The following is a 26,787-nucleotide window of genomic DNA, read 5'->3' as shown; positions in this document are numbered from 1 at the left end:
CGTTCACGTAGGCCAGCGGGTCTCGTGCGAGTTCCTCCAGTTCGACACCTACAACGCGGAGGCCAGGCTGTCCTTGAAGGCGCTGGAGCCCGACCCCCTGCGGGCTTTCGCCGACCGCACGGTGGGTCAGGAAATCCGCGGGACTGTGGAGAAGACAGTTCCCATCGGCGTCTTCGTCGAGCTCGGAGACGGGTTCGTCGGGCTGGTCCCCTCCAGAGAGATCGACGGTCGGCCCGCAGTGAGTCCAGTGGAGGACTTGGAGGCCGGAGAGGAGATCACCGTCGTCGTCACGGAGATCGACCTGCCGACCCGCCGAATCTTTCTTTCCAGGCCGAGGAACGCCCAGCGCGAAGGTGTCGTGCCGGCCACGTGACGGCCAGCGTGCTCCAGCCGTTGAATGGAGCATGGGGCGGGGTGATCTGAGTGATGCCGAGTGGGAACGGCTGCGGCCGTTCCTGCCGGTCAGCAACCGGCGTTGCGGCAGGTGGCGGGATCACCGGCAGGTGATCGACGGGATCCTGCACCGGGTGCGAACCGGAGTGCAGTGGCGTGACCTGCCCGAACGGTTTGGGTCATGGAAGACCGTCTATGAACGCCACCGCCTGTGGTCGGCCGACGGTACCTGGGAACGTCTCCTTCAGCAGGTCCAGGCCGCAGCCGATGCACCAGGCGAGATCGACTGGGACATCTCGGTCGACTCCACCATCGTGGGGGCGCATCAGCATGCGGCGGGCGCTCGCACCGACCCACCGCCGGCGCCCGGCTCAAAGGGGGTCGAAGAGCGAGAACATCAGGACGAAGCGCCGTGGCAGAGTCTGCACGCCCGCCTGGTGGAGGTGGTGCTGGAGGCGAGAGCCTGGGCCGCTCGCGCGGCGGGTTTACCAGCAAGCTTCACCTCAGCGCGGACGGCCGCTGCCGTCCGCTGTCCCTGATCGTCACACCAGGTCAGCGAGCCGACTGCACCCAGTTCATCGCGGTGCTGGAGAAGATCCGAGTCCTCAGACCGGGCCTGGGGCGACCACGCAAGAAGCCCGACAGCCTTGCGGCCGACAGGGCCTACAGCAACGGACCCGTTCGCGAGTATCTGCGACGGCGGGGCATCCGCCACACGATTCCGGAGAAGAGTGACAGCCAGGCCGCCCGCCGGCGCAAGGGCACACACGGTGGACGGCCGCCCGGTTTCGACGAGGACCGCTACAAGAAGCGCAACACCGTCGAGCGGGCGATCAACCGCATGAAGCAGTTCCGGGCGGTCGCCACTCGCTACGACAAGCGCGGTTACGTCTTCCTCGGCACCGCCACCGCGGCGGCCGTCGCGATCTGGCTCCGCACATGATCGGCCGGACAAGTCCTAGCCGACAGGATTTCGCTGCCTGAGTGGCCGTGTTTCTCGACGGATTCGGGCCGCGGAGCGTCACCGTGGCCGGTCGCCTGAGCGGCGGGTACCTCACCGAACGCGTTCGGGCCACGCGCGCTGTCCGGATCGACCACGTCATGGCCCGGTGTCATCCGTCTCCCCCTGCCCCTTCCGTTGGTGGCGTGCGGGTGGGGCCGGACGGGACGGAGCCGCTCCTGGAGGGGTGGGCGGTGTCAGGCGGAGGTGGAGCATGGCCTCGAAGCGGGCCGCCGGGTCGCCGGGGTCGAAGCCCGACACCTGCGCGAGGCGTTTGAGGCGGTAGCGGAAGGTGTTGGGGTGGACATGGATCGCGGCGGAGGCGGCGATGACATCGCCGAAGTTGTCGAGCCAGGCGGCAAGCGTCTCGGTGAGCGCGCTGTGGTGCTCGGCGTCGTACGCGCGGAGACGGGTGACGGGATCGTCGGACGGGTGGGCGTCGGTGTGGACCTGGTCGGCGAGGTCGAGGAGCAGGGAGGGCAGGTAGACGTCTTTGAGCGCGGCGGCGCGGTGGGGAGTGCCGGTGGCGGTGAGCACCCGCAGGGCGCGGTCGGCGTCGGCGCGTGAGCGGGGCAGATCGCTCGGGTCGGCGGCGGGTCGGCCGATTCCGATGACGGCCGGGACCCTGCTGCCCACCCGGGAGAGGAACGCGTCGGCCACGCGTGTGGCCGTCTCCTCGGCGCTGCCCGGCAGCACGGCGTACGTCACGTCGCCGAGGTACGCCGTGGCGGCCCGGGGATGGACCGCGGAGAGGTGAAGCGCGAGTGCCTCCGCGGCGCGACGGCCCGTGGCGAGCAGGTCGGGAGCGATGTCGTCGCCGAGCACGGCGAGTGCCAGGACACAGGCCGGCTGGTGGGTCAGCCCGAGTCGGGCCGCGGCCCGGGGCGCGGCGGTGCCCCCTTCCAGGACGGTGGCCACGAGGTCGGCGCGCAACCGGTGTCCGACGTCCTCACCGGCCCGGCGACGCAGCAGATGCAGCGCGGCGACGTTCGCGGCCTCGGCGAGTGCGCGTTCGCCGTCCGGGCCCAGGCGATCCCGGATGATCACCCAGATGGACCCGAGGATCTCCCCGCCGGCCCGGACGGCGATCGCCGCCCGGGGCTTGTCGTGCGGACCGTCGACGTACAGCACCCCCTCGTTGCGGTAGAGCGCGTGGAAGGCGCCGCGGGCCTCCAGGTCGCGCAGCTTGTCGGCCGGCACCTGACGGTCCAGGACCGTCGTGATCCGGGCCGGGTCGCCCTCGTCCTGACGGCTGGAGAAGGCGAGGACCTTCCCCCCGCGGTCCTCCACCGTGACCGGACCGTCGAGGAGCGCGGCGATCGCGTTGGCGAGGGCGAACAGATCGCCCGAGAGCGGGTTGTCCCACGGCGCGCCGCCGGGGTCCTCGTCCGCGAAGTCGTCGACGGCCAGCAGTCCGCGCAGCAGCGCGGCCGCCTGGGCCCAGGAGGCGCCCGGGGCGAGTCCGAGGACGGGCACGCCGGTACGGTCCGAGGCCGCCGTGACCGTCTCGTCGACGGCCACCGGGGACCGGACGACGACCGCCGCCGCGCCGAGCCCGGCCGCCCGCTCCGTCAGCGCGGCGACCGAGTCGGAGCCGGCGACGCCGACGCCGAGGACGACGGCACCCGGCCATCGCGCGGGCTCCTCCAGGGGATCGTGGATCAGCACGCCGGACACCGGACGGGACGGGTCGGGCGTGCCGGCGGCGAGCTCCACGAGGGTCGACCCGAGATCGGCCAGGACCCGCCCGAGGACGACCGGGGCCGTGGTCATCGTCCCGCCGCCACCGGGGCCCGCAGCGCGTCGACCGCGATCCGGGCCGCCCGCCCGATGGCCCGGTCCGCCGCGGGATCGAGCTCCCGTGGCCTCGCGGCCCGGGTGAACACGGCGACCGCGTAACGGCCGCCGTCGGGGTGCTCGACGACTCCGGCCTCGTTGCGCCAGCCCGGCAGGGTGCCCGTCTTGCCCGCGACGCGGTAGCCGTCGCCGAATCCGGACGCCAGCCGGTGCGGCCAGATCTGGCGGGCCATCACCTCCCTCACCTCGCGGCAGGCCGCGGCCGGGCCCGCCTCGTCCCGCCAGATCTGGGTGAGGAGGTCGGCCGTGTCGCGGGCCGTGGACCGGGTGGTACGGCCCGGGTCGCACACGGACAACCGCGTGACCTCTTCGGCGGGCAGAGCGGCGAGGACGGGCTGCGCCTCGGCCAGGGAGGCGACGCCGAGGTCGGCGAGCAGCGCTCCGACGAGGTCGGAGCAGCCCCCCACCAGACGGGTCCGACGGCGGCCGAGAGCGGCGAGGAGCCCGTTGACCCGGGCGAGACCCACCTGGCGCAGGACGACGTCGGTGGCGGCGTTGTCGCTCATCGTCAGCATCATGCCGACGAGGTCGCGCAGACTCATCTCCACCGCGTCCACGCAGCCGGAGGTGCCGATGCCGCCGTCCCGGAACCGTAGCGGCACGGGATGGCGCTCGGCGCGGTCCAGCCGGCCGGCCTCCGCCTCGCACGCGTACGCCAGGGCGATCGGGATCTTGAAGACCGAAGCCGCCGCGACGGGGGCGTCCTCGTCGAGGCCGACGGCCGCCCGGCCGTCGATGTCCCGGGCGAAGAGGTGCCCCCGGACCCCGGCTTCCGCGAAGACGGCCTCCATCGCCCGGCGCGCGGCGACGGCCGTGAGGACGGTGCTCATGGCGTGATCCATTCGGTCGACACGGTGACGTCGGCGAGCAGCTCGGGAACGGGCGTCACTCCGAGCCCCGCGCTGTCGGGCACGTCGAGGTGCCCGTCGCGCAGGACGAACGGCTCGGTGATGTCCGTGCGGTAGTAGCGGTCCGACGCCGAGACGTCGCCGGGAAGGGTGAAGCCGGGGAGGGCCGCCAGCGCGACGTTCGCCGCCCGGCCGAGCCCCGTCTCCAGCATGCCGCCGCACCACACGGGCACCCCGTGCGCGGCGCTCACGTCGTGGATCCGCCGGGCCTCCAGATAGCCGCCGACCCGGCCGGGCTTGATGTTGACGACCGCGCACGCGCCCAGGGCGATGGCGTCGGCCGCCGAGCGGGCGGACACGACCGACTCGTCGAGGCAGACCGGGGTGCGCAGCTGCTCCGCGAGCAGGGCGTGGGCGCGCATGTCCTCCTCGTCGAGCGGCTGCTCGATCAGGAGCAGGCCGAACTCGTCCAGCCGGGCCAGATGGGGGGCGTCGGCCAGGGTGTACGCGGTGTTGGCGTCGACCTGGAGCGGCACGTCCGCGCCGAACCGTTCCCGCACGGCCCGCACGGGCTCGACGTCCCAGCCCGGCTGGATCTTGAGCTTGATGCGGCGGTAGCCCTCCTCCAGGTATCCGTCGACCGCGTCGAGCAGCTCGGGGACCGAGTCCATGATGCCCACCGAGACGCCGGCCGGAACCCGGTCCGAGGTGGCGCCGAGCCACCCGGCGAAGGACAGAGAGCGGGCCCGCAGCCACGCGTCCAGGACAGCCATCTCCACCGCGCTCTTGGCCATCCGGTGCCCCTTGAACGAGGCCAGCGCCGGGGCGACCGTCCACGGGGTCACCTCCGGCCGGGTGAAGAGGGCGGGCAGCAGGTGGCGGCGCAGCACGTCCGCGGCGGCGGCGGTGTACTCGGAGGAGTACACCGGGGAGGTCATGGTGGCGCACTCGCCCCAGCCGTCCCCTCCGGTGGTCTCGATCCGCAGCAGAAGGAGGTCACGCGTGGTCTGTGTGCCGAAGGACGTCCGGAACGGCGAGACCAGGGGCATCGCGATCCGGCGCAGTTCCGCTCCGAGGATCTTCATGCGTCAAACTCCAGACGTGGTGACAGGACGTACCAGCCGTCCCGGGTGAAGGTGGTGACGGTGTGTCGCCCGTCGGCCATCAGGCCGCCGAGGACGTCGCGCACGGCCGGGCGCCAGGCGCCGGCGACCGCGCGGTCGCCGGCGCGCAGCGCCTCGATGTCGGGCGGGACGCGGACCAGGACGGTCCGCCCGGACAGGTCGCCGGGCCGCCCGCCCCGGACGGGGTGGCCGTCGGGGCCGATGTCGAGGGCCACCACGGGCGGCTCTTCGGTGCGCCCGCTGCCCGGCGTGGGACGGGGGGCCTGCCCGGCGGTGAGGTCCCAGCGCACGAGCAGCCGGTCGGAGTCGGTGCCCGCGTTGACGCCGTCCCGCATGGCGCCGTAGAAGTTCGGAAGGTACTCCGTGGGTACGGCGCCGAGTTTGCGGAGGTTGAAGTAGGCGTTGCGGCTGACCAGCGGGTCGTACGTCCACGTGATCGTGGAGATGCCGCGGGCGAGCGACCAGGCACGCTGGTGGAGCTTGAGCGCGAAGCCGATGCTGCGGCCGACGGCCCCGACGTCGACGGCGGCGATGTGGGAGTGGAGCCCTGCGGTGGACAGCAGCCCGAGGCACGTGCCGATCATCCGGCCGTCCTGCTCGACGGCGACGACGTAACTGCCGGAGTGGGCCAGCACCAGGAGCAGTTCCGGAGTCATCACGGGGTTGTCCGGAGCCGGGCGCCACACACGGTGGAGCAGGTCGCGCGCCTCGCGCATGGAGTCCAGGTCGTGCAGCTCGCGGAGGGTGACCCCGGCGGCCAGCGCGGCGCGCTCGGCCAACAGCAGGGCGGGCCCCAGTTCCGTCGAGGGAGCGGTGTGCGAGCCGGCCATCACGACCGCCCGCACAGCTCGTCGACGAGCGCGGCCAGCAGCGCGGCACGCGTCGGGAGTTCGGCGACGAGGACGTGCTCGTCGGCGGCGTGCGCGCCACCGCCGACCGCGCCCAGGCCGTCCAGGGTGGGGGTGCCGACACCGGCGGTGAAGTTGCCGTCGGAGCCGCCTCCGACGGCCGCGCCCCGCAAGGGCCCCAGGCCGAGCGCCGTGTGCAGCTCCTCGGCCAGGCCGAACAGGCCGGCCGACGAACGGGCCGGGAGCGGGGGCCGGTTGAGGCCGCCGGTGAGGGTGAGCCGGGCGCCGTCCAGCGCGCACGCCAGACCGCGCAGGGCGGAGTCGACCCGCAGCTGTTCCCGCTTCGTCCGTGCCCTGACGTCGATCTGGAGGGACGCCGTGTCGGGCACGGTGTTCCGGGTCGTGCCGGCGCCGGCGACGGTGGGCGTCACGGTGGTGCCCGCGGTGTGGTCGGTCAGGCCGTCGACGGCGAGGACCTGATGGGCCAGCTCCGTGGTGGCGTTGACGCCCCGCTCCGGTTCCAGGCCGGCGTGGGCGGCGCGCCCGGTGATCGTCAGGTCGTAGAGGGAGGCGCCCTTGCGTTCCGTCTTCAGCGCCCCGTCCTCGGCGGCCTCCAGGACCAGGACCGCCCCCGTGCGGCGGGCCTCGTCCTCGATCAGGCCGCGGGAGTCGGCGGAGCCGCCCTCCTCGTCGGAGGTGACCAGGACGGTGACCCCGTCCAGGTCGTCGAGGCTCGCCAGCGCGTGGAAGAGCTGGACCAGACCGGCCTTCATGTCGAAGCAGCCGGGCCCCGTGAGGACGCCGTCCGTGACCGCGAAGGGGTGGGTGGCCAGGGAGCCGACCGGCCAGACGGTGTCGAGGTGACCGAGCAGCAGGACCCGGTCGCCGCTGCCGAAGCGCCAGCGCAGGTGCGGCCTGCCGGTGTCCTGGAGCCATTCCGGGGACTGGCCGGTGAGCCGGGTGCCGAGCGCGGCCAGGACGGCGGCGCAGTGGGCGACGGCGTCGACGTCCGACGTCGGGGACTCCGCGGTGACGAGGGCCTCGACGTCGTCGATCATCTCGGGGAGCCGGGCCCGCAGCCGGGCGACGGCGGCGGGTGAGGCGGAGCGCGGGCGCGCGGGAGTGCGGGGCCGGGCCGTGGAGGGGTTCATCTCAGCTCACCTTCGGGGTCGCACGGCCGCCGTGGTGCACGAAGCGCGAGCCGTCGGGCAGGGTGAAGAACGCGACCGGAATCCAGCCGCCGTCGTCGGGGCGCCGGGCCACGAAGGTCCCGGGCGACAGGGGGCGCAGCGGATACTCGGTCTCGGGCCGCTCCGCCAGACCGGCCAGGATCCCGGTGAAACGGTCGCGCAGCAGCAGCCCGCCGTCCCGTTCGACAACCTCGATCCGGGTGGAGCTGCGCTCGTACACGCCCGTCACGTCGGCCGGGTCCACGTCGGCCGGGGTTTCGGCGGGGAGCAGGGGAGCCGGCATGGACACGCCCGCGAGTTCGTCGGCGATCTCCCGGAACAGCTCCGCGTACAGGGCGCCGGCGTTGCCGCCGTTCGCGAACAGGCAGATCGCGAGATCGACCTCGGGCAGCACCCGCAGGTACGCGCTCTGGCCGATGGTGCTGCCGTCGTGCCCGTACGTCGCGAGTCCGTCCCACTCGCCGAGCACCCAGCCGAGGCCCCAGGCACGGCCGGCCGGGTACGGACTGGGCAGTTCGACCTGCGGGGTCTGCATGGCCCGCACGGAGTCGCCGCTGAGCAGCCGGGTGCCGTCCCCCGTGGAGCCTCCGTCCAGGTGGAGGCGGACGAAGGCCAGGACGTCGGCGGTGGTGGAGCAGATGAGACCGGTCGGGCCCGTGGAGCGTGCCATCGACCACTCCGCGACGACCTGCGGCGGGTCGCCGTAGTGTCCCGTGGCGGCGCGGTGGCGCAGGACGTCGTCGGGGAGGGTCGCGGTGTGGGTGAGCCCGAGGGGCCGGAAGAGCCGGTCCCGCATCAGCGCGTCCCAGCGGATTCCGGTGACCCGTTCCATCACCCGGCCGATCAGCGTGTATCCGGCGTTGCAGTACGACATGGTGGCGCCGAGCGGATGACACGCCGGCAGGTCGGCGAGCAGTTCCGCGTACCGCTCCAGACAGTCGTCGCCCCGGCCGGTGTCCGGGAAGTAGTCGCCGTCGATGCCGCTGGTGTGGGCGAGCAGATGCCGCAGCGTCACGCTCCGGGTCAGGTGCTCGTCGGCGAGGCGGAGCTCAGGCATGACCTCGACGAGGGGGCGGTCCAGGGTCAGGGCCCCCTCGTCCACGAGACCCATCGCGGCCGTGGCGGTCCACACCTTGGTGATGGAGCCGATCTGCCACAGCGTGTCGGTGGTCGCATCGATCCGGGCACCGGCGTTGGCGAGGCCGGCGGCGGCCTCGATCCGCCGCCCCTGGTACCAGATGCCCAGACCCGCTCCGGGCACCGAGTGGCGGGCGGCGAGTGCGGTCAGACGTGCGGTCCAGTGGGCCGTGTCGGGAGGGACGGTCGGTTTCGCGGTCACGATGAACTCCTGAGGGGCGCGCGGTTCGTGTGGGTGGCGCGGTTCGTGTGGGTGCGCGGACGGTGTGCGTGGCGCGGGTGGTGTGCCGCCGCGGAGGGCAGGTGCCGGTTGCGGCTCCCTTGCCTGGTGGGGCGGAGGGCCGCGACCGGCCGTGCGGAGGCCGGCCGGATGGGGCGGGGTCCGTACGGGGCGGAGCCGGTGCCCCTCGTGGGGGCGGCTCCGGACTCGGCGGAGTCGGCGTCAGGGCGACGCGGAGCGCCGAGAGTCGGGGGCCGGGCGCCGGTGAGAGCGGAGCCCGGCGGGCGGGTGCCGGAGGTCAGCGGGAGCCGGCGGGTTCGGGGGCCGAAGCGGCGTGCGGGATCGGGCCGCCGAAGGGGCGGAGGGTGTGCCCGGTGACCCAGTCGACGACACGGCGGCAGTAGTCGGCACGCTGCGACGGCCGGCCGTTCAGGACGAACAGGTGCGAGCCGCCGGGGTAGAGGACCATCCGGACGGTCACCCCGCGGGTGCGCAGCGCGTGGAACCACTGCTCGGCCTGGCCCGCCGGGCAGACGTCGTCGGCCAGACCGTGCAGGATCAGCGTGGGGGCCCGCACCGCGTCCACGTGGGCGAGCGGGGAGAGCTCCCGCCGCCGGTCGGCGTCCGCGATCTCCTCGTGCGCGATCTCCAGGCCCTCCACGGAGGTGGCGACCAGTGACGGCAGGTCGGCGATCAGACCGCCCGGCACGACCGCGGCGAAGAAGTCGCTGCGGGCGGAGAGCCAACAGCTGAGGTAGCCGCCGTAGCTGTAGCCGGTGAGGGCGATCCGCTCCGGATCGACGAGCCCTTCGGCGACCAGCGCCCCGACCGGCTCCAGCACGTCGCGCTCGTCGCCCTCGCCCCAGGCGTCGACCGCGGCGGTGAGGAAGTCCTCGCCGTAGCCGTCGCTGCCGCGGATGTTGAGGGCGAGGATCGTCCAGCCGCGGCTGACCAGCTCCTGGTGGTAGAGGTGGACGGGGTCGGCGTGCGGGGCCCAGCAGTTGTGCGGACCGCCGTGGAGGTCGACGAGCAGCGGCCCGCCGGCGGGCGCCCGGGGGTCACGGGTGACCAGACCGTGCACCCGCGTGCCGTCCGAGATCACGAACTCCCGCTCGGTGACGGGCGCGAGCGTCACCTCGGGGAGCGCCCCGGCCATGTGCGCGGTGAGCCGGGCGAGTGCGCCGGTCTCCAGGTCGAGGAGCGCGATCTCCCCGTACGAGGCGCCGTCCGCCACGGCGAGCGCTGCCTTCCCCGCCGCGACCGAGCAGCCCGACACCCCGCTGCCCGCGGGAAGCGGAAGCTCCACGGCCGCGGCGCTCCCGAGGCCGGGTCCGTCGTCCAGCGGCAGCCGGTACGGCCGGGTGGCGCCCCGGTCCCGGGCGCAGAAGACGACGCTCTCGCCCTTCGAGCCGTGGAACTGGGGGAGGGCGCCCGGATAGCCCGAGCCGCCGGGCATGACGTTGCGGTCCAGTCCGACGGCGAGCGCCGTGGGCGCCGAGCCGTCCAGCGGCTGGAGCCGCAGCGACTCGTGGCCGGCCCCGTGGGCGGTGCGGCCGGTCAGCAGCAGGGCGTCGCCGCCCGGACGCCAGGCGACCGCGCGGACCGGTCCGGCGGCGGGCCCGACGGGGGTCGGCAGGGGCGAAGGGCCGAAGGCGTCGACGACATGGGCGGCGACGGCCCCCGTGAGGTCGTAGTCCCTGCCGACGACGGCGGGAAAGGCCAGTCGGGTGCCGTCCGGCGACCAGGCGGGCGTACCCGTGACGTGGAAGTCGCCGAGGGTCAGCCGGGTGACCCGGCCCGAGGCGGTCTCCACGACGAACAGCTGGGTGCGGGCGGTGCCGCGCATGCCCTGCCCGTCCACCTTCCCGAGGCGGTCCACGACGACGGGTTCGTCCGGCGCCTGGCGGTGGACCTCGGCGGTGACGGCGATCCGCGAGCCGTCCGGGCTCCACACGGGTATCGCCGCGCCGTGGTCGAGCTCGGTCAGCCGGCGGACCTCGCCGTCGTCGAGGCGGAGCAGATGGAGCTGCCCGCCGCGCAGGAACGCCAGGGTCGTGCCGTCCGGGGACCAGCTCGGGGTGTGGTCGTCCGGCCCGGAGGTGAGGCGGTGGGGAGCGGGGCCCGCCGGCCCGCCGCCGGTGGCGACGAGCCACAGCGAACGCACCGGCCGGTCGAGCCCGGCGTCCTGGGTCGTCAGGGTGTACGCGACGCGGCTGCCGTCGGGCGCCAGTGCCGGCTGGTCGGGGATCGCGAACCGGTACAGGTCGTCGACGCGCAGGGGCCTGGTCGTGGTCACGGGTTCTCCTCCAGGGTGGGGACGCAGGACAGCAGGGACGCGGTCACCGCGTGGCCGGGGGCGTGCAGGACCCGGTCGGCGGGCCCGTGCTCGACGAGCCGGCCGCGGTCCATCACGGCCACCTGGTCGGCCAGGTAGCGGACGACCGCTAGGTCGTGGGAGATGAAGAGCAGGGAGAAGCGGAGTTCCCGCTGGAGACGGCGCAGCAGGTTGAGCACGGCGCCCTGGACGGAGACGTCGAGCGCCGAGGTGATCTCGTCGGCGACCAGGACGCCGGGCCGGGCCGCCAGCGCCCGGGCCAGCGCGACGCGCTGCCGCTGGCCGCCGGAGAGCTCTCCCGGGGTGAGGGACGCCCGGCCGGGATCGAGCCCGACGAGTTCCAGGTAGTGTGCCGCCTCCGCTGCCCGGGCCCGCGCGGTCGCCCCGGGCCGGGGCGACCACCGCGACGGCGGCAGCGCCTCCGCGACGGCGGCGCCGATGGACATCCTCGGGTCGAGCGAGGCGTACGGGCTCTGGAAGACGAGCTGCACCGGGCCACGGCGGGGCCGGTGGGCCACGGGCGTGCCGTCCACGAGGATCTGGCCCCCTGTGATGGGCGCCAGTCCCACCGTGGCGCGGCCGAGCGAGGACTTGCCGCACCCCGAGCCGCCGACCAGGCCGGTGATCCCGCCGTCGGGGACCATGAGGTCGACGCCGTCGACGGCGGTGAAGCGGCCGTAACGGACCCGCAGTTGTCGGAGTTCGAGGGAACTCATGCGGTGGCCTCCTGGGCGGTGGACGCGTCCCGGACCTCCGGGATCGGGTTGCCCGGGCCGGGAGCGGCCGGGGTCAGCGGGTGCCAGCAGGCGACACGGGCGGCCGTCCCGTGCGGGACGAGCTCCGGGGCGTCGGTGCGGCAGCGGTCGTCGGCGTGCGCGCAGCGGGCGGCGAAGGGGCAGCCCGGGTGTGCGTCGGCGGGTTCCGGAGGCCGGCCCGGGATCGTTGCCAGCTCGCGGTCCCGGTCGGTGGTCAGGGTCGGTACGGCCCCGATCAGGGCGCGGGTGTACGGATGCGCGGCCCGCCCCGCCAGGTTCGCGACCGGCAGGTCCTCGACGATCCGGCCCGCGTACATCACCAGCACCCGATCGCAGACCCCGGCCACGATCGCCAGGTCGTGGGAGATCAGGAGCAGGGCCGCCCCGGACTCCCGCCGGACCTCGCCCAGCAGGTCGAGCACCTGCCGCTGGACCGTCACGTCCAGCGCGGTCGTGGGCTCGTCCGCGATGATCAGCCGCGGCGTGCCCATCAGACCCATGCCGATCACGGCCCGCTGGCGCATGCCGCCCGAGTAGGAGTGCGGCCGCTGCCGCGCCCGGCGCGCCGCGTCGGGGATCCGGACCGCGCGCAGCCGGTCGACGGCGCGGGCCCAGGCCGCCGAGCGGGCGGCCCGCTCGTGGACCTCGACGACCTCCGACAGCTGCCGGCCGACGCTGAGCGCCGGGTTGAGCGAGGCCATCGGATCCTGGAAGACCATGGCCAGGGCCGTACCGCGGGGCCGTTCGGCGAGCAGGTCCCGGCCCTCGAAGCGGAGCGTGCCCGCCTCCACCAGGCCGGGCGAGGGCACCAGGCCGGCCACGGCCTGCGCGGTCAGGCTCTTGCCCGAGCCGGACTCGCCGACCAGACCGATCGCCTCGCCCTCCCCGATGCTCAGAGAGACGCCGCGCACCGGCCGCCGCCCATCGGGGAAGGTGACCCGCAGATCGTGCACCTGGAGCAGGGCCCCGTCGGGGCGGGCCGGCCGCGGCGCGGGACCCGGCGCCGCCACGGCACCGCCGGCGGGGGGCCGCACCGGGCGGCCGGCCTGGGCGAACACCTCGCCGACCAGTGCGAACACCACCCCGGTGAGGACCACGGCCGCGCCCGGAGCGAGCGCCGCGACCGGGTTGAGGTAGAGCCGGTCCAGCTGGTCGCCGAGCAGTCGTCCCCAGTCGTACGACGGCGCCTGCACCCCCAGTCCCAGGAAGGACAGCCCGGAGAAGGCGACCAGGGTGCCCGCCGCGGCCTGGGCCGCGAAGAGCAGACAGGGTTCGGCGATGTTCGGCAGCAGGTGACGGGTGACCATGCGCAGTCGGCCGACCCCGAGGATCCGGGCCGCGGCCACGTACTCCGACCCGGCGACGGAAGCGGTCAGGTTCTGCACCAGCCGCGCCCCGGGCGGGACCATGGCCAGCCCGACGGCCAGGACCGCGCCCGTGGCCCCGACGCCGAAGACGGTCGCGAGGAAGAGGACGAAGAGCAGACCGGGGAAGCTGATCAGGACACCCACGAACGCCGTCACCCCACGCCCCGCGCGACGGCCGAGGACCGCCGGCGCGACGCCGAGGAGCAGGCCGCCGAGCACGCCGATCGTGGTCGCGGCCAGTGTGAGCCCGAGCGTGAGCCGGGTCGCCACCACCACTCGGGCGGCGATGTCCCGGCCGAGGTTGTCGGTGCCGAGCGGATGGGCCGCACCGGGCCCCTGGAGCATGGCCCCGGTGTCCACCCGCTCGGCGGCGGGGCCCAGGACGACCGGTCCGAGGAGGGCGACCAGGGCGAGCGCCAGGACGCCGGTGAGGGCGGTCAGCCCCACGGGGGTGCGCAGGGCGTGCCGGAGTCGGCATGCGTACGACATCGTCAGCTCCCTCGGACGGTGGATCGGGGGTCCGCGACGGCCACGGCCACGTCGACGGCGAAGGTGATCAGCAGGGCGGCCGCCCCGTAGACAAGGACCACGGCCTGGACCATCGGATAGTCCTTCTCGGTGATCGCCTGGACGATCGTGGTGCCGAGGCCGGGCCACGCGAAGACGTTCTCGACCAGGACCGTGCCGGTCAGCAGCGCCATCAGCGTCAGACCGCCGACGGTCAGGGAGGAGGCCAGCAGATTGGGCAGGGCGTGGCGCAGATAGCGCAGCCGGGCGGGCAGCCGCTTGGCGTACGCGGTGCGCATGTACTCCTCGCCCAGGACCCGCAGCGTCTCCACCCGGACGATCCGGGCGAGCGCGGCGGCGGGGACGACGGACAGCGCGACGACGGGCAGCACGTAGGAGTCGGGACCGCCGCGGGAGGCCACGGGAAAGAGGGGGAAGGCGACCGCGAAGCAGGCCACCAGCGCGACGGCGAGCAGGAACTCGGGCACGGCGGCGAGGGCGCCGGTCACCGAGCCGAAGGCCAGCTCACCTCGGCGACGGCGCCCGTCACGGGTGAGGACGGCGGCCCACATGCCGCCGGGGACGGCGGCCAGGACCACCACGAGGAAGGCCGGCAGGGCGAGTGACAGCGTGGCCGGCAGGCGGGCGGCGATGACGTCGGAGACCGGGAGCCCGGCACCGATCGACTCGCCGAGCCGGCCCTGGAACAGCTCGGCGAGGTAGTGCGCGAACTGCTGCGGCACCGGCCGGTCCAGGCCGAGCGCCTGTCTGCGGGCCTCGACCAGCGCCGGGTCGGCGGTGGGGCCCAGCGCCGTGCGGACGGGGTCGCCCGGGATCAGGTGGATCATGGCGAAGGAGGCGGTGACCAGGGCCGCGAGCGAGACGACGAGCCGTCCCGTACGGCGCAGGGCGAAGACGGTCCACGGTCCCGGCGCGGTGCGGCGGGGCCGGGCCGGCGTCGCGTCGACCGGGTTCGTCTCCGCGCCGCTCCGGGCCGTGGTGGCGGCGGCCCGGGGTGTCCCGGCCGTGGCTCCAGCCGGTGCGGCGGCGGGCCGGGTGTCCGCGGGGTCGTGGGGAACAGGGGTCTTCCTCATGTCGTCACCCCTTGCGCAGGCTGTCGGGGACGATGCCGCCGCCGTCGACCTCGAAGCGGATGCCCCTGCCGAAGGTCCGGACCGTGCTGTCGGCGAACGGGGTGACGTCGGTGCGCCGGATCAGTGCGGCGTCGGCCCGGTTCCACAGCGGACAGCCGGCCCGGCCGGGGCGGGCGGCGGCCTCGGCGGCCAGCCGTCGGTAGTCCGGGTTGTCCACGGAGCCGAGGTTGCTGCCGGCCGGCGGGGGAGGGCCGTCGAAGAAGCGGGTCAGCTGGTCGGGCAGCGGCACGCTGATCGGGCTCCAGGCCACGTCCCAGTCACCGCGCGAGAGCGCGGCGAGCAGGCCGGAGCCGTCGACCGGCTCGGCGGTGGCCTTCACCCCGAAGGCGTTCCACTCCTTGATGGTCAGCTCGACCGCCGCCGTGACCTGCGGCCCGGCGATGACGGGGTGGACCAGGGTGACGGAGAGCGGCCGGCCGGCCTTCTCCCAGACGCCGCCGTTCTTCTTCCAGCCGGCACCGGTCAGTTCGGCCGCGGCCTTCGCCGGGTCGTGCGGCGGCACGTTCCCGGTCACGGTGTCGCCGGTGCAGGGGGTCGGCGGGGTCTCCCCGAGATTGGTGGCGAACGTTCCGGTGCCACCGGTGGCGACGGAGCCGATCCGCTTCAGGTCGAGGGCGCCGACCAGGGCCCGCCGAACGGCCTGCGCGGCGGTGGGCCGGGCCGCGGACTCGTGGAAGAGCAGGTGGCCGGTGGGCGTCCGGGTGCCCTTCCACGGAACGCCCGCCGCGATGAGCCGTTCCGCGTCCGGCCCGTTGACCTGGCCCGCGTCGATCTGCCCGCCGAGCAGCAGGTTGGCGGTCGTCGACTCGTCCGCCACGACCTTGAACACCAGCTTCTCGGGACCGGCGACGTCCGCCGGTGCCGAGCCCGTCCCGGCCGGATCCGTCCGGCGCACGTACGTGTAGTGGTCGCCGGGGACGGCTTCCGTGAGCCGGTAGGCGCCCGTGGCGGCGGTGGCCCGCGAGAGTCGGGACGGATCGGTGAGGGCCTTCCGGCACACCAGGGGCAGCATGCGGGCCATCTCCACGAGGAACGGGGCCGAGCCCGAGGTGGTGACGGTGACCGTCCGCGTCGACTCGTCCGCCGTGGCCCTCGCCCCCGCGTTCGCGGGCACGGCGAGACCGAGCAGCGGAGACCGGTTCGCGGGGTCGGCGACGTGGTTGTATCCGGCGGCGACGTCGGCTGCCGTGAGCGGACTGCCGTCCTCACAGGTCAGCCCGGGCCGCAGGACGAAGCGTGCGCGGCCGTCGCGGACCGACCAGCTCTCGGCCGCCCCCGCGGTCGTCGACCCGTCGGCGGCGAGGCGCACCAGGGTCGCATAGGCGAACCGGTTCATCATCAGCGCCGTGCTGTCGACGGTGCCGAGGGGACTGAGGCTGCCCGGGTCGGTGCGGATGGCGAGGGTGACCGTCCGCGCCCCGTCGGCGGACGCCCCGCCGCCGCAGGAGGTGGACATCAGCGCTGTCGCCGTGACCACGGCGAGCGCGCTGGCCACCCGCTCGCGCCGTCCGGCGGCCCTCCTCGGTGAGGTCATGGTGTGTCTCCTTACTGATGACGGACCTGGAGCCCGTCGGCCGGGCGGGGCGGGGCGGTGTGCTGGGGCCGGCGCGGTGGCCGGCCCGGGCGGCCACCGGCGGAAGGGCCGGTGGCCGGGTGCGGTGCGGTCGGTCAGGCGCGGGGGATGGCACGGGTCCCGTGCAGGTACTCGGCCCGGTCGCCGTCCCCGAGGAAGGTGACGGTCGGGAACTCGCCGTTCTCCTGCGCCGTGCCGATGAGCGTGTGCGCGTCGAGCGGGACCATCGTCAGGTCGCTCAGCGGGTCGGTGCCGTGCAGCTCCGCGCTGGGGCCGAGCGGCCACAGGACGAGCCGGAGACCGTCCTCGGTCTCGGTCACCTCTGCCCTCTGGGTGACCGACTCGTACCGTCCGGCGAAGTACCGGGGGTCGACCGCGGGAGGTGCGGTGGGCGGCGTGGGCATCGGGGGGACGGTGACCCCGGCGAGTTCGGCGAGGAGTTCCGTGACCAGCCCGTGCAGGCCGAAGAACTCACCGCCGTTGATGAGGATCACCACCGCCACGTCCTTGCCCGGGACGGCACGGAGCAGGGCGGTCTGGCCCATGGTGCCGCCGTCGTGGCCGATGACCGGACCTCCCTCCCAGTCGAAGATCTCCCAGCCGAGGCTCCAGTGGTCGCCCAGCCGGCCCGCGCCCGGGACCACGACCTCGGGGCGTCGCATCGCGGCGACGGACTCCTCGCTCAACAGCCGGGTGCCGTCGGGGGCCAGGCCGTCGGCGAGGTGGAGCCGGGCGAAGCGCAGCTGGTCGCGGGCGGTCAGCGTCAGGGTGGCGCCGGCCGGGGCGTTGGAGCGCGGCATCTCCCAGAACGGCGCCTTCACCGGCTCGCCGTCGGGTCCGGAGACGTGGCCCATCGCCACCCGGTGCCGGATCGCCCGGCCCGGCGAGGTGACGGCATGGGTCATCCCGAGGGGCGCGGCGATCCGCTCGTGCAGGGCCGCCTCCCACGTCAGGCCCGTGAGCACCTCGATGATCCTTCCGAGGACGACGTAGCCGCTGTTGCAGTACGAGAACATCTCGCCGGACGGGAAGAGCTGCCGGGCGGGGGTGGGCAGCGCCGCCACGAAACGCTCGACGGCGTCGTCGCCGGGGCCGTGGTCGGAGAAGATGTCACCCTCGAACCCGCCTGTGTGACAAAGAAGTTGACGCACCGTCACGGTTTTCGAGGTGTGTGCGTCGGCGACCCGGAAGCCGGGCAGGTGGTCGGCGACCGGGGAGTCCAGCGTGAGCAGTCCCTCGTCGACCAGCTGCATGATCAGGGTGGCCGTCCACACCTTGGTGATCGATCCGGTCTGGAAGACCGAGTCGGTGGTCACCGGGTAGCCGAAGTCCCGGTCGAGCACGCCGTAGGCGGCCTCGGTGACCTCGTCGCCGTGCAGGACGGCGATGCTCGCGCCCGGAATGCCGTGCCGCACGGCCACCTCGGCGAGCCGTTCGCGCAGATCCTCGGAATTCATGGAAGTGCCTCCGAAACAGAGAGCCGCTCGTCGTCGAGGGGCGGGGAAGTGGAAGGGCGGGGGCGGGATCCGCCGTCGGATCCCGCCGTGCCGTGGGAACCGTCCGGGGTGATGGGTGAACGGTAGGAAGCGGGCACCCGGCCTGTGATCGTCGTGGAGCACGAAGGAACGGAGCCCCTGTGGTGCCCCCGTCCGAAGACGGGCGCGCCAGGGGCGCGCGGCCTCCTACTCGATCCGGGGCGAGCCGCGACGCCGTACCAGCCGCCGTGCCGGCAGCATGACCGCCGACATGCCCGCCAGGCAGACCACGCCGAGGATCGCGGCGCAGACGGCGGGGGAGACGGACAGGGCGGGCAGCCCGGTCACCGCGAGGGCGAAGGTCAGCAGGGTCAGGGCCGCAACCAGCGTGCCGACGATCGTGCCCGTCCCGAGGACGAGCAGCGTCTCCAGGCGCAGCATGGACAGGACCTGGCGGCGCGTCGCGCCGATCAGGCGGAGCAGGGACAGCTCGCGCCGGCGGGACGCGGTGGCGACGGCCAGCGTGGTCACCACGCCGATCAGGGTGAACAGGGCGATGGCCGCGACCGCCATCAGCCCCGGAAGCCCCTGACTCCGTGCCTGCTCGGTCAGCGCCGCGCCGTACGCGGACGCGGATGTGGCGTGTACCCCGGGGAGCCGCTCGGTCACCGGCCGGAGACCGGCGTCCCCCTTCACCAGCAGGTAGTCGTCGTGACCGCCGTCGGTGACGTGTTCGGCGACCAGGCCGTGCGGCAGCAGCACGTCGCCGAAGCCCATCCCGCGGTCGTAGACGGCGACCACCCGGGGGTGGATCAGCGTGCCGTCGCCGAGCCACAGGGTCATGGTCTCGCCGAGGTCGTCGGCGTCGCCGACGTTCGAGCTGACCGCGACGGTGTCGTCGCCGCGCAGATCGGCCAGCGAACCCGAGGTGACGCCCGGATCCAGGTTCGACAGGGCGCCCTTGAGACCCTGCGCGGGCAGCGACTGGAGCTGGTCGCCGACCGATTTCACGACGGTGGTGCGCTTGACGGCCGTCACCGCCTCCGCCCCCGGCATCCTCCGCACCTCCTCGTACGCCGCGCTCGGCACGCCCGGACCGTCCGCGACGAGCACGTGGTCCGCGAGCAGACCGGCGGCCGACTGGGTGCGGGTGGCGTTGACGGCCGTGTTCTGGACGAAGAGCTGGCCGGCCCCGAAGGAGAGCGCCAGCGCGATCGGCGTGATCACCGACGCCAGCCGGACGGCGGCGACGGAGGCCGTCTCCGCGGCGAGCCGGCCCGGGACCGGGAAGAGCAGCCGCAGCGGAGGGCTCAGGACCCGGATGCCGGCCCGCGCGATCCAGGGCCCCAGCAGCGCGGCGGCCCAGATCAGGGTGAGCGCCAGTCCGCCCATGGCCGCCCTGGCGATCTGCCCGCCGAAGGCGAGCGCCGTGGAGGCCGCGCCCAGTCCGACGGCCAGGAAGACGAGCCCGGTGACCATCCGCCAACGCGGCAGCCGCGCCGGCTCCGTCGCCGCCTCGCCCAGGGCCTCGACCGGCCGGACGCGGGAGACGCGCCGGGCCGCGAGCCAGGCCGAGCCGACCGCGGTGAGCACGGTCAGCAGCACGGTGCCGGCGACGGGCAGCGGACCCAGCACGAGCGACAACTCCTGCGGGAGCACACCGTGATCGGCCATGAAGCGGTGCAGGACCGCTCCGAGCCCGAGCGACCCCAGGCCGCCGAGGAACGCGGCGGGCACGGCGACCTTGAGGGTGCCGCGGACGATCAGCCGCCGCACCTGCCGGGGGGTGGCGCCGATGGCGCGCATCACCGCGAGCTCGCGGGTCTGGTCCCGTACGGAGATGTCCAGCAGCCCGGTCAGGATCAGCAGCACGACCAGCAGGGCGATGCCGCCGATCGACGCGCTCACCCCGATCAGGTCGAGCCGCGCCGCCGCCACCCCCGGGTTCTCGACGTCTCCGCGCGAGGCACCGGTCGCGACCAGCAGACCGGGGGCCGCCGCCGCGAGCGCCTCGGAGGACGTGCCGTCCTCCCCGAGGACCACCAGCGCGTCGGCCCGGTCGGGGTGGCCGGCGAGCGTCCGCGCCGTCCGGTCGCCGAACCACACGACCGCACGGCCGGCGCCGTCCGCCCCCGAACCGCCCGAGACCAGCCCGCTGACCCGGTACGACTCCGGTGCACGGCCGCCCGCCTGCAGCCGGACGGTGTCCCCGACCTCCGCGCCGCTCCCGGCGGCCATCGCCACCTCGTGCGGCGCCAGCGGGGCACGACCCGACCGCAGGTCGACCGGGCCGAGCGCGGTCGACTCCCATCCGCGACCGGTGAGCACGGTGCCGTCCGCGGTGACCACGGGCACGGACACGTCCGCGACGACCCGGACGACCCCCGGCACCTCCGCCAGCCGTTCGGCCGGGGCGATCGACACCCGGGCCCGTTCGAGCAGAGGTCTGACCTCCGTGCGCTGGGACTCGCCGGAGTCCACGATCTTCTCGACCCGCTGGCTCGCGGCGACGACGGCCACGGCAGGGGCGTAGCGGTCGACCGCCCCGTGCGCCCGCAGCGCCGATTCCAGGAGGACGCCGAACGCGCCCGTCAGCGCGGCGGCGAAGAGCAGCGCCGCCGCCACGCCCGCGGCGATCCCGCGCCTCACAGCGAGTCCCAGCGGGCCAGGACGGCCTCCGCGGACGGCGCGGTCAGTTCGTCGACGATCCGGCCCCCTCCGAGGAAGACGACGCTGTCGGCCCACGAGGCCGCCACCGGATCGTGGGTGACGAGGACGACGGTCCGCCCCATCTCGTCGACCGCCTCGCGCAACAGCTTCAGGACGTGCCCGGCCGACCTCGGGTCGAGCGCGGCCGTCGGCTCGTCGGCGAAGACGATCTCGGGGCGCGTCACCAGCGCCCGGGCGACCGCGACGCGCTGCTGCTGGCCACCCGACAGCCGTGCCGGGAGGTGCTTGAGGAGGCCCGCCATGCCCACCCGGTGGACGATCTCCGTCAGCCACTGCCGGTCGGCCTTCTTGCCGCCGAGCGACAGGGGGAGGGTGATGTTCCGTTCGACGTCCATCGACGGCATCAGGTTGTAGCCCTGGAAGACGAAGCCGATCCGCTCGCGGCGCAGCCGGGTCAGCTCGGCCTCGCGCAGCCCGCCCATGTCCACGTCGCCCAGCCGCACCGACCCGTTCGTCGGCCGGTCGAGACCGGACGCGCAGTGCAGGAACGTGCTCTTGCCCGAGCCGGACGGGCCCATGATCGCGGTGAAGCTGCCGGTGCGGAACCCCCAGCTCACCTGCTCCAGCGCGGTCACGTCGCCGTAGGACTTGGAGACCCGGTCCAGGGACACGGCGTACGGTGTGCCCCCGTTCGTCGTCGTCCGTCGCATGATGTGGCCCTTCGATGCCTTTGGTCGGTCATGATCAGGCTTCGAAACTAGGCTCGGGACAGGGGCGGCCGGCAGCGGTCGGCCCCCCGCTCCGGGGGTGTAGCAGGCTCCACCACGAAGGTGGAGCGGGCACTTATGACAAGGGATCAACCGTGACGTACCGTCGTGACCCATGGACTTGAAGGCACGCGCACGTCACAGCCTGCGTTCCACGCGGTATGTCCTCGGCGGCCTCACGACCGCCCTGCCCGCCCTGGCCGGCTACGTGCTGCTGCCTCTGGTCGCCGTCGCGCTCATCGTCGCGCCGGTCCTGCCCTGGGCGGTCCGCCCCCTGCGGTCCCTCGCCGACGCCGAGCGCCGCCGCACGGAACGACGCCTCGGCCGGGCGGTACGACGCCCGTACCCGACGCTCCGGGGCAGTGCCCGCCGGCAGACCCTCCAGCTGCTGCGATCCTCCGGGACCGGCAAGGACGTGGCGTGGATGCTGCTCCACGGCATGGTCGGCCTGATCCTGCCCGTCCTCGTCCTCGGCGCCCTCTTCAGCCTCCTGCTGACCCTCTCGATCCCGATGTGGTGGTGGACCCTCCCCAGTGGCACCCTCACCCTCCTGGCCGCCCCCCTCACGACCTGGCTGCAGGCGATCGTCCTGTCCGCCGTCTGCGTCTGGATCTTCGTCCTCCTCTTCCTCTGGCTCGCCCCCGCCGCCGCCCTGCTGGAGACCCGCGTCGCGGAGATGCTGCTGGGGAACTGGACCGGCTCCGGACGCCGGATCGAGGAGCTGACCGCCTCCCGGGCCGGGGCGCTCCAGGCGCACGAGGCGGAACTCCGCAGGATCGAGAGGGACTTGCACGACGGCACCCAGGCGCAGCTCGTCGCGGTGGCCATGCGGCTCGGCCTGGCCGACCGCCGGTTCGAGAAGGACCCCGAGAGCGCCAGGAAGCTCATGCTCGACGCCAGGACGACGGTGGACGAGGCACTCGTCCAGCTGCGCACGGTGATCCGCGGCATCCACCCGCCGATCCTCTCCGACCGCGGACTGAACGGCGCGATCCGCTCGCTCGCCGCTGGACGGACGATCCCGATCGCCCTCGACCTGCCCGAGCCCGTCCGCCGTCCGCCGGCCGCCGTCGAGGCCGCCGCCTACTTCGTGGTCGCCGAGGCCCTCACCAACATCGCCCGGCACAGCGAAGCGGCTCAGGCCCGGGTGTCCCTCCGGTACGAACGGACCGGCCTGCGCGTCCTCGTCCAGGACGACGGGCGTGGCGGCGCCGTGCCGGGCGCCGGCGCGGGAAGCGGACTCGACGGCGTACGCCAGCGCGTCGCCGCCCTGGACGGTACGACGAGGATCGACAGCCCTGTCGGTTCCGGAACGATGATCGAGGTGGTACTGCCGTGCGGATCGTGATCGCGGAGGACAACGTCCTTCTCCGCGAGGGCCTGATTCTGTTGCTGGAGGACGTCGGCCACGAGATCGTCGCCGTCGTGGGGAGCGGTCCCGAGGTGGTGCCCACGCTGCTGGAACACCGGCCCGACGCGGCCGTCCTCGACGTCCGGCTGCCCCCCGGATTCCGTGACGAGGGCCTGAGGGCGGCCATCGAGGCCCGCAGGCTGATGCCCGGCTTGCCCATCCTCGTCCTGTCCCAGTACGTCGAGGAGAGCTACGCCGCCGAGCTGCTGGGTCAGGGCGCCTCCGGCGTCGGCTACCTGCTCAAGGACCGGGTCTCCCGCATCGAGGAGTTCCAGCAGGCCCTGGAGCGGGTCGCCGCCGGAGGCACCGCGCTCGACCCCGACGTGGTCTCCCAGCTCATGACACGTCGCGACCCCCTGGACGCGCTGTCCCCGCGTGAACGCGAGGTCCTCAGCCTCATGGCCCAGGGCCTCGACAACCCGACGATCGCGACCACCCTGTTCATCACCGAGCGCTCGGTGAGCAAGCACATCGGCAACATCCTCGCCAAGCTGAACCTGCCCCCCAGCGACAGCGGCCACCGCCGGGTCCTCGCCGTCCTCGCCTACCTGAAGGCATGACCTCGCGCGCACGGACAGTGACGGCGGTCGCCGTCCCCACCCCGCAGGTGTAGCGGGCTACACCTGCGGTTCGGGAGCAGGACCCGATGTGCCGACAGGGGGCCGGCGGCGAGAGTGGACGACGTAAACGACCCGCTCTCGCCGTCCCTCGGGGGGACGTCGGGGACACACTCAGGAGGAACCCCCATGAGGCCCGCACTCTGGCTGCTGCTCGCCATCTCCACCGCCGTCGCGGTCTACGTCAGCACCTTCGCCGACTACACCGGCACCACCAGGGTCCTGGCCTCGGTGGGCTCGGGCGTCGTCTTCGTCGGCTCGGCCCTCGGTCTGTGGCTGACCAGCAGCAAGGAGTGATCCGGACGGGCGGGTAACGAGTGAAGAGGCTGTCCGGCATGATCCGGACAGCCTCTTCCGCATGGTTCGCTCGGCGTGCCGCGAGCTTCCGGATCGGACGCTCACACGCACGGGGTTCGGTGTTCCCGGTGCGTGGGTCGGAGGCCGGGCGCTGTCGATGTCGCGGGAGACGCGCCGGACGGTGGCGGCCGACGAGCCGACCGCGTCCGTCTTCGACACGGTGATCGTGGCCGGCATGGTCGCGGCACCGGACAGCGGGCAGGGCGCCTGACGGGTGTCGTCGGTCCTCGGGCGACGGGGGCGGTGGCGGTTCGTCCGCGCGTGCGGAGCGAGCCGGCCACCGCCCCCGCCGGCGAAGTCGAAGGCGACGTCGAGGCCGCGCCCGGCCGTCGCCTCCCGCACCGCCTCCGCGAAGTCCGGGGCGAGTGGGACGAGGGCGACGTCCGCGCCGAAGAGCAGGGTTCGCTCGCGGGCCGACGGCAGCGGGTCGATCGCGAGGACCGGGGCCGCGCCGACCATCCGGGCCGGCCGGACGGCGTGGGCGCCGAGGCCGCCCACGCCCCGGATGCCGACGGACCGGGCGGGGCGGACCGCGCCGGTGCCCACGATCGCGGCGTACGGGGTGGAGACCGCGTCGGGGATGATCGCGGCCCGGTCGAAGGGCAGGTCGTCCGGGACGGGCGGCAACGTGTGCTCGCGGGCGATCGCGTACTGCGCCCAGCCGCCGTCGTGGTCGAGGCCGCGGGTGAGCGGCCGGTGGCACGTCATCCGTCGCAGGCAGCCGGGACAGCCGGGACAGCCGAGGCAGGCCTGGAGGATCACGCGCTGTCCGGGCGTCCAGTCGCCCTTCACGCCCGGGCCGAGGGTGTGGACGACTCCGGCGACCGGGCGACGATCAGAGCGACGTCATCGGCGGGGCGGCCGGGCAGCAGTGCGGCCAGGAGCCGGTCGCAGGTCTCCTCCGGCGAGTCCGGCGCCGAGGCGAGGACGTCGTGCAGCGTGGCGAGTCCTCGGCCCACGTCCCGGGTGCGGCCGGCGATCAGCCCGTCGGTGTGCAGGACCAGCGGACTCTCCTCCGGCAGCTCGAACTCGATCGTCTCGAAAGAGAGCCCGTCCAGGCCGAGGGGCGATCCGAGCCGCCAAGGATCGACCCCGGACCGGCCGGCGGGCCAGGGTGCCGTCTTGCGTCAACCGGCGCGACATCGGTGTCGACAGGTCCGTGGTGTGTGGACGGGCGGAGAAGCTCGCTTGGTTGACGGCTCATCAGGTAAGTCGGCATTCGGTCGGCATGAGCCGCAGGGCGTTCCCGGAGAATCGCCCGAACAGCCGCCGGCGACGGGCGCAGGGGGGGCGAGGGTGCCCGTTCTCAGGCGAGGACGTTGACGGCGCGGGCGACCACCAGACCGAGGATGAGCAGCGAGACGAGCGACTGAACGCCCATGGCGATCTTGGCCCAGGGTGCCAGGGGCATCACGTCGGTGGGGCTGAACGCGGTGGCGTTGGTCAGCCCGAGGTAGAGGTAGTCGACGTAGCGCGGCCGCCAGTGGGCGCTCGCCAGCTCGGGGTTGAGCTGTTGGGGGAAGGCGAGCGCGGGCGCACGGGGGAGCCGGTGGGCGCGGGCGGCGGCCCCGCCGCCGTCGAGTTCGAAGTACAGCAGGGAGAAGGCCAGGACGGTGCAGGCCCACACGGTGCCGCCCGACTGCAGCAGACTGGTGGCGGAGGCGGTCTCCTCGCCGTTCCCGAGGATGTCGTCGACCAGCTGCCCCGTGGACCACACGGCGCTGAGCGCGAGAACGCCCACCAGGGCGATCGACAACGTGCGCAGGGCCGTCGACCGCCGGTCGATCCTGCCGGGGTCGCCGGCGATGAGCGCGAGCAGCAGCAGGCCCTCGACGGCCGGGATCAACCAGCGGGGCGCCAGACGGAGGGCGTCGGGGAGCAGGACGGTCAGCACCATGGCGGTGACGACGGCCATCGCCATCGGCCAGCGGGCCTCGCCGAGGGGCTCCGGCCCGCTCGGGCCCTCGGTGGGTTCGGGGGTGTGTCCGGTCACGGTGGAGAGCCCTCACGTCGGGTGCGGAAGGGCATCGACGCCCTGCTCCCGAAAGCTATAACCGACCGGTGCCCGAACGGCGGATCTCACGCTCCGTGCCGTGCCCCGGGGCGACGCCGCCCCGTCCGGCCGCGTCCTGGTCGCCGAGGACGGCCGTCGGCTCGACCCCGTCGACGAGGTCATCGTCCTGACCGGCTTCCGTCCCGACCTGACGTTCCTCGACGAACTGCGCCCGGGGCTCGACGAGCGGCTCCAGGCCCCCGTCGAGCCGGCCCCGCTCATCGACCCGAACCAGCACTCCTGCGGCACCGTCTACCCGCACGGCGTGAAGGAGCTGACACAACCGGAGGAGGGCCTCTACCTCGTCGGCATGAAGTCCTACGGCCGCGCTCCGTCCTTCCTCGCCCTCACCGGCTACGAGCAGGTCCGCTCCGTCGCCGCCGCCGCCGTCGCCGTCGCCGCCATCGCCGCCATCGCCGCCATCGCCGCCATCGCCGGTGACCGCGAGTCCGCCGAGCGCGTCGAGCTCGTCCTCCCCGAGACCGGGGTCTGCGGCGGCGCCGGCCTCTTCGACCAGCCCGCCGACACCACGACCGACGGCGGCTGCTGCGCGCCCCCGACGGCGCTCCGGATCGGCGTCGGAGCCCCGGCCGCTTCCGTCGGCTGCTGACCCCGCCCGTCCCACCCGCCCACCCACTCACACCTGGAGGAACACGATGTCCCGCGTACAGCTCGCCCTGCGCGTTCCCGACCCGGCGGCATCCGTCGCCTTCTACACGAAGCTCTTCGGTACCGAACCGGCCGAGCTCCGTGACGGCTACGCCAACTTCGCCCTCGCGGAACCGCCGCTCAAGCTCGTCCTCGTCGAAGGCGCCGAGAACGAGGACAGCCGCCTGGACCACCTCTGCGTGGAGATCGACACCACCGAGGCGGTCCACGCCGCCACGGCCCGCCTGGGCGAGGCCGACCTGCCGACGGCGGAGGAGAACGACACCACCTGTTGCTACGCCCTCCAGGACGAGGTGTGGGTCCACGGCCCCGGCCGCGAACCACGGGAGGTGTACGTCGTCGACGCCGACGCCGACACCCTGCCCAAGCAACAGGGCAGCACCTGCTGCGCCGGCCCGGCCCCCACCACCGACAGCGAGGCGGGTGAACCGGTCGCCGCCGGCGGATGCCGCTGACCTTT

Annotated in this window: 22 protein-coding genes and 2 pseudogenes; 7 read left to right on the top strand and 17 right to left on the bottom strand. The window is 74.0% G+C overall.

Annotation, left to right across the window (positions count from 1 at the left end):
• A partial coding sequence (locus tag IE321_RS03040) for a S1 RNA-binding domain-containing protein (RefSeq protein ID WP_190221620.1) occupies window positions 1–373 on the top strand: 373 nt, incomplete at its 5' end.
• A 31-nt stretch (window positions 374–404) separates the two neighbouring features.
• Window positions 405–1,336, top strand: a protein-coding gene (locus IE321_RS03035; RefSeq protein WP_444545384.1) for an IS5 family transposase whose coding sequence is annotated in 2 segments (ribosomal slippage) — window positions 405–800 and window positions 803–1,336 — 930 coding nt in all. Because the reading frame shifts where the segments join, the coding sequence is not laid out codon by codon here.
• A gap of 156 nt (window positions 1,337–1,492) precedes the next feature.
• Here IE321_RS03035 and IE321_RS03030 read toward each other — a convergent pair.
• The 14 genes from IE321_RS03030 to IE321_RS02965 all read right to left on the bottom strand — a co-directional run bounded on the left by IE321_RS03030 (window position 1,493) and on the right by IE321_RS02965 (window position 21,163).
• On the bottom strand, window positions 1,493–3,166 hold the full coding sequence (locus tag IE321_RS03030; RefSeq protein WP_190221619.1) for a PucR family transcriptional regulator: 1,674 nt from the start codon (window positions 3,164–3,166) through the stop codon (window positions 1,493–1,495).
• Window positions 3,163–4,080, bottom strand: coding sequence for a serine hydrolase (locus tag IE321_RS03025; protein ID WP_190221618.1), 918 nt, complete (start codon window positions 4,078–4,080; stop codon window positions 3,163–3,165). The genes IE321_RS03030 and IE321_RS03025 overlap by 4 nt, the downstream gene beginning before the upstream one ends.
• A complete protein-coding gene (gene menC / locus IE321_RS03020) occupies window positions 4,077–5,183 on the bottom strand; it encodes an o-succinylbenzoate synthase (protein ID WP_190221617.1) in 1,107 nt (368 codons plus the stop codon). Before menC ends, IE321_RS03025 begins: the two co-directional genes overlap by 4 nt.
• Complete coding sequence (locus IE321_RS03015) at window positions 5,180–6,052, bottom strand: GNAT family N-acetyltransferase (RefSeq protein ID WP_226652700.1); 873 nt, start codon at window positions 6,050–6,052, stop codon at window positions 5,180–5,182. The genes menC and IE321_RS03015 overlap by 4 nt, the downstream gene beginning before the upstream one ends.
• Window positions 6,052–7,128 carry a M20/M25/M40 family metallo-hydrolase gene (locus IE321_RS03010; protein ID WP_226652802.1) on the bottom strand — a complete coding sequence of 359 codons (1,077 nt, stop codon included), beginning with the start codon at window positions 7,126–7,128 and terminating at the stop codon, window positions 6,052–6,054. The genes IE321_RS03015 and IE321_RS03010 overlap by 1 nt, the downstream gene beginning before the upstream one ends.
• Before the next feature lie 94 nt (window positions 7,129–7,222).
• Window positions 7,223–8,599, bottom strand: coding sequence for a serine hydrolase domain-containing protein (locus IE321_RS03005; protein WP_190221615.1), 1,377 nt, complete (start codon window positions 8,597–8,599; stop codon window positions 7,223–7,225).
• Between the two features lie 316 nt (window positions 8,600–8,915).
• A complete protein-coding gene (locus IE321_RS03000) occupies window positions 8,916–10,913 on the bottom strand; it encodes a S9 family peptidase (RefSeq protein ID WP_190221614.1) in 1,998 nt (665 codons plus the stop codon).
• Window positions 10,910–11,668 (bottom strand): ATP-binding cassette domain-containing protein, encoded by a 759-nt coding sequence (locus tag IE321_RS02995; protein WP_190221613.1) that lies wholly within the window; start codon window positions 11,666–11,668, stop codon window positions 10,910–10,912. The genes IE321_RS03000 and IE321_RS02995 overlap by 4 nt, the downstream gene beginning before the upstream one ends.
• Complete coding sequence (locus IE321_RS02990) at window positions 11,665–13,563, bottom strand: dipeptide/oligopeptide/nickel ABC transporter permease/ATP-binding protein (protein ID WP_190221612.1); 1,899 nt, start codon at window positions 13,561–13,563, stop codon at window positions 11,665–11,667. The genes IE321_RS02995 and IE321_RS02990 overlap by 4 nt, the downstream gene beginning before the upstream one ends.
• A gap of 2 nt (window positions 13,564–13,565) precedes the next feature.
• Complete coding sequence (locus IE321_RS02985) at window positions 13,566–14,675, bottom strand: ABC transporter permease (protein ID WP_190221611.1); 1,110 nt, start codon at window positions 14,673–14,675, stop codon at window positions 13,566–13,568.
• Between the two features lie 4 nt (window positions 14,676–14,679).
• Complete coding sequence (locus IE321_RS02980; RefSeq protein WP_190221610.1) at window positions 14,680–16,269, bottom strand: ABC transporter substrate-binding protein; 1,590 nt, start codon at window positions 16,267–16,269, stop codon at window positions 14,680–14,682.
• 134 nt (window positions 16,270–16,403) lie between these two features.
• The gene (locus tag IE321_RS02975) at window positions 16,404–17,765 is read right to left on the bottom strand and encodes a serine hydrolase domain-containing protein (RefSeq protein WP_190221609.1); all 1,362 of its coding nucleotides are present in this window, start codon (window positions 17,763–17,765) and stop codon (window positions 16,404–16,406) included.
• 225 nt (window positions 17,766–17,990) lie between these two features.
• Window positions 17,991–20,432 (bottom strand): ABC transporter permease, encoded by a 2,442-nt coding sequence (locus IE321_RS02970; RefSeq protein ID WP_190221608.1) that lies wholly within the window; start codon window positions 20,430–20,432, stop codon window positions 17,991–17,993.
• Complete coding sequence (locus IE321_RS02965) at window positions 20,429–21,163, bottom strand: ABC transporter ATP-binding protein (protein WP_190221607.1); 735 nt, start codon at window positions 21,161–21,163, stop codon at window positions 20,429–20,431. The genes IE321_RS02970 and IE321_RS02965 overlap by 4 nt, the downstream gene beginning before the upstream one ends.
• A gap of 172 nt (window positions 21,164–21,335) precedes the next feature.
• Here IE321_RS02965 and IE321_RS02960 point away from each other — a divergent pair, with 172 nt between their 5' ends.
• The 3 genes from IE321_RS02960 (at window position 21,336) to IE321_RS02950 (ending at window position 23,545) form a co-directional block, all read left to right on the top strand.
• Window positions 21,336–22,568 carry a sensor histidine kinase gene (locus IE321_RS02960; protein WP_190221606.1) on the top strand — a complete coding sequence of 411 codons (1,233 nt, stop codon included), beginning with the start codon at window positions 21,336–21,338 and terminating at the stop codon, window positions 22,566–22,568.
• Window positions 22,556–23,191, top strand: coding sequence for a LuxR C-terminal-related transcriptional regulator (locus IE321_RS02955; RefSeq protein WP_190221605.1), 636 nt, complete (start codon window positions 22,556–22,558; stop codon window positions 23,189–23,191). Before IE321_RS02960 ends, IE321_RS02955 begins: the two co-directional genes overlap by 13 nt.
• 186 nt (window positions 23,192–23,377) lie before the next feature.
• A complete protein-coding gene (locus IE321_RS02950) occupies window positions 23,378–23,545 on the top strand; it encodes a hypothetical protein (RefSeq protein WP_190221604.1) in 168 nt (55 codons plus the stop codon).
• 348 nt (window positions 23,546–23,893) lie between these two features.
• On the opposite strand, the pseudogene IE321_RS02940 reads toward IE321_RS02950, so the two are convergent.
• The 3 genes and pseudogenes from IE321_RS02940 to IE321_RS02930 all read right to left on the bottom strand — a co-directional run.
• A pseudogene (locus IE321_RS02940) lies at window positions 23,894–24,430 on the bottom strand (zinc-binding dehydrogenase); the annotation flags it as partial.
• Window positions 24,394–24,639 (bottom strand): SpoIIE family protein phosphatase, encoded by a 246-nt coding sequence (locus tag IE321_RS02935; RefSeq protein ID WP_372470301.1) that lies wholly within the window; start codon window positions 24,637–24,639, stop codon window positions 24,394–24,396. The pseudogene IE321_RS02940 and the gene IE321_RS02935, both read right to left, overlap by 37 nt.
• A 272-nt stretch (window positions 24,640–24,911) precedes the next feature.
• A complete protein-coding gene (locus IE321_RS02930; RefSeq protein ID WP_190221603.1) occupies window positions 24,912–25,598 on the bottom strand; it encodes a hypothetical protein in 687 nt (228 codons plus the stop codon).
• A 133-nt stretch (window positions 25,599–25,731) separates the two neighbouring features.
• Here IE321_RS02930 and IE321_RS02925 point away from each other — a divergent pair.
• Together IE321_RS02925 and IE321_RS02920 are read left to right on the top strand one after the other, a co-directional pair.
• Window positions 25,732–26,268: pseudogene (locus IE321_RS02925) on the top strand (flavoprotein); the annotation flags it as partial.
• 46 nt (window positions 26,269–26,314) lie between these two features.
• Window positions 26,315–26,782: an ArsI/CadI family heavy metal resistance metalloenzyme gene (locus IE321_RS02920; protein ID WP_190221602.1), complete on the top strand. Its 468-nt coding sequence runs from the start codon at window positions 26,315–26,317 to the stop codon at window positions 26,780–26,782.
• Window positions 26,783–26,787: the final 5 nt, after the last annotated feature.

It is taken from the genome of Streptomyces hydrogenans, assembly GCF_014656075.1.
In the GTDB taxonomy this organism is placed as follows: domain Bacteria; phylum Actinomycetota; class Actinomycetes; order Streptomycetales; family Streptomycetaceae; genus Streptomyces; species Streptomyces hydrogenans.
The sequence above is the reverse complement of the archived record's forward strand: the minus strand, read 5'-3'. Positions and strand labels throughout refer to the sequence as shown.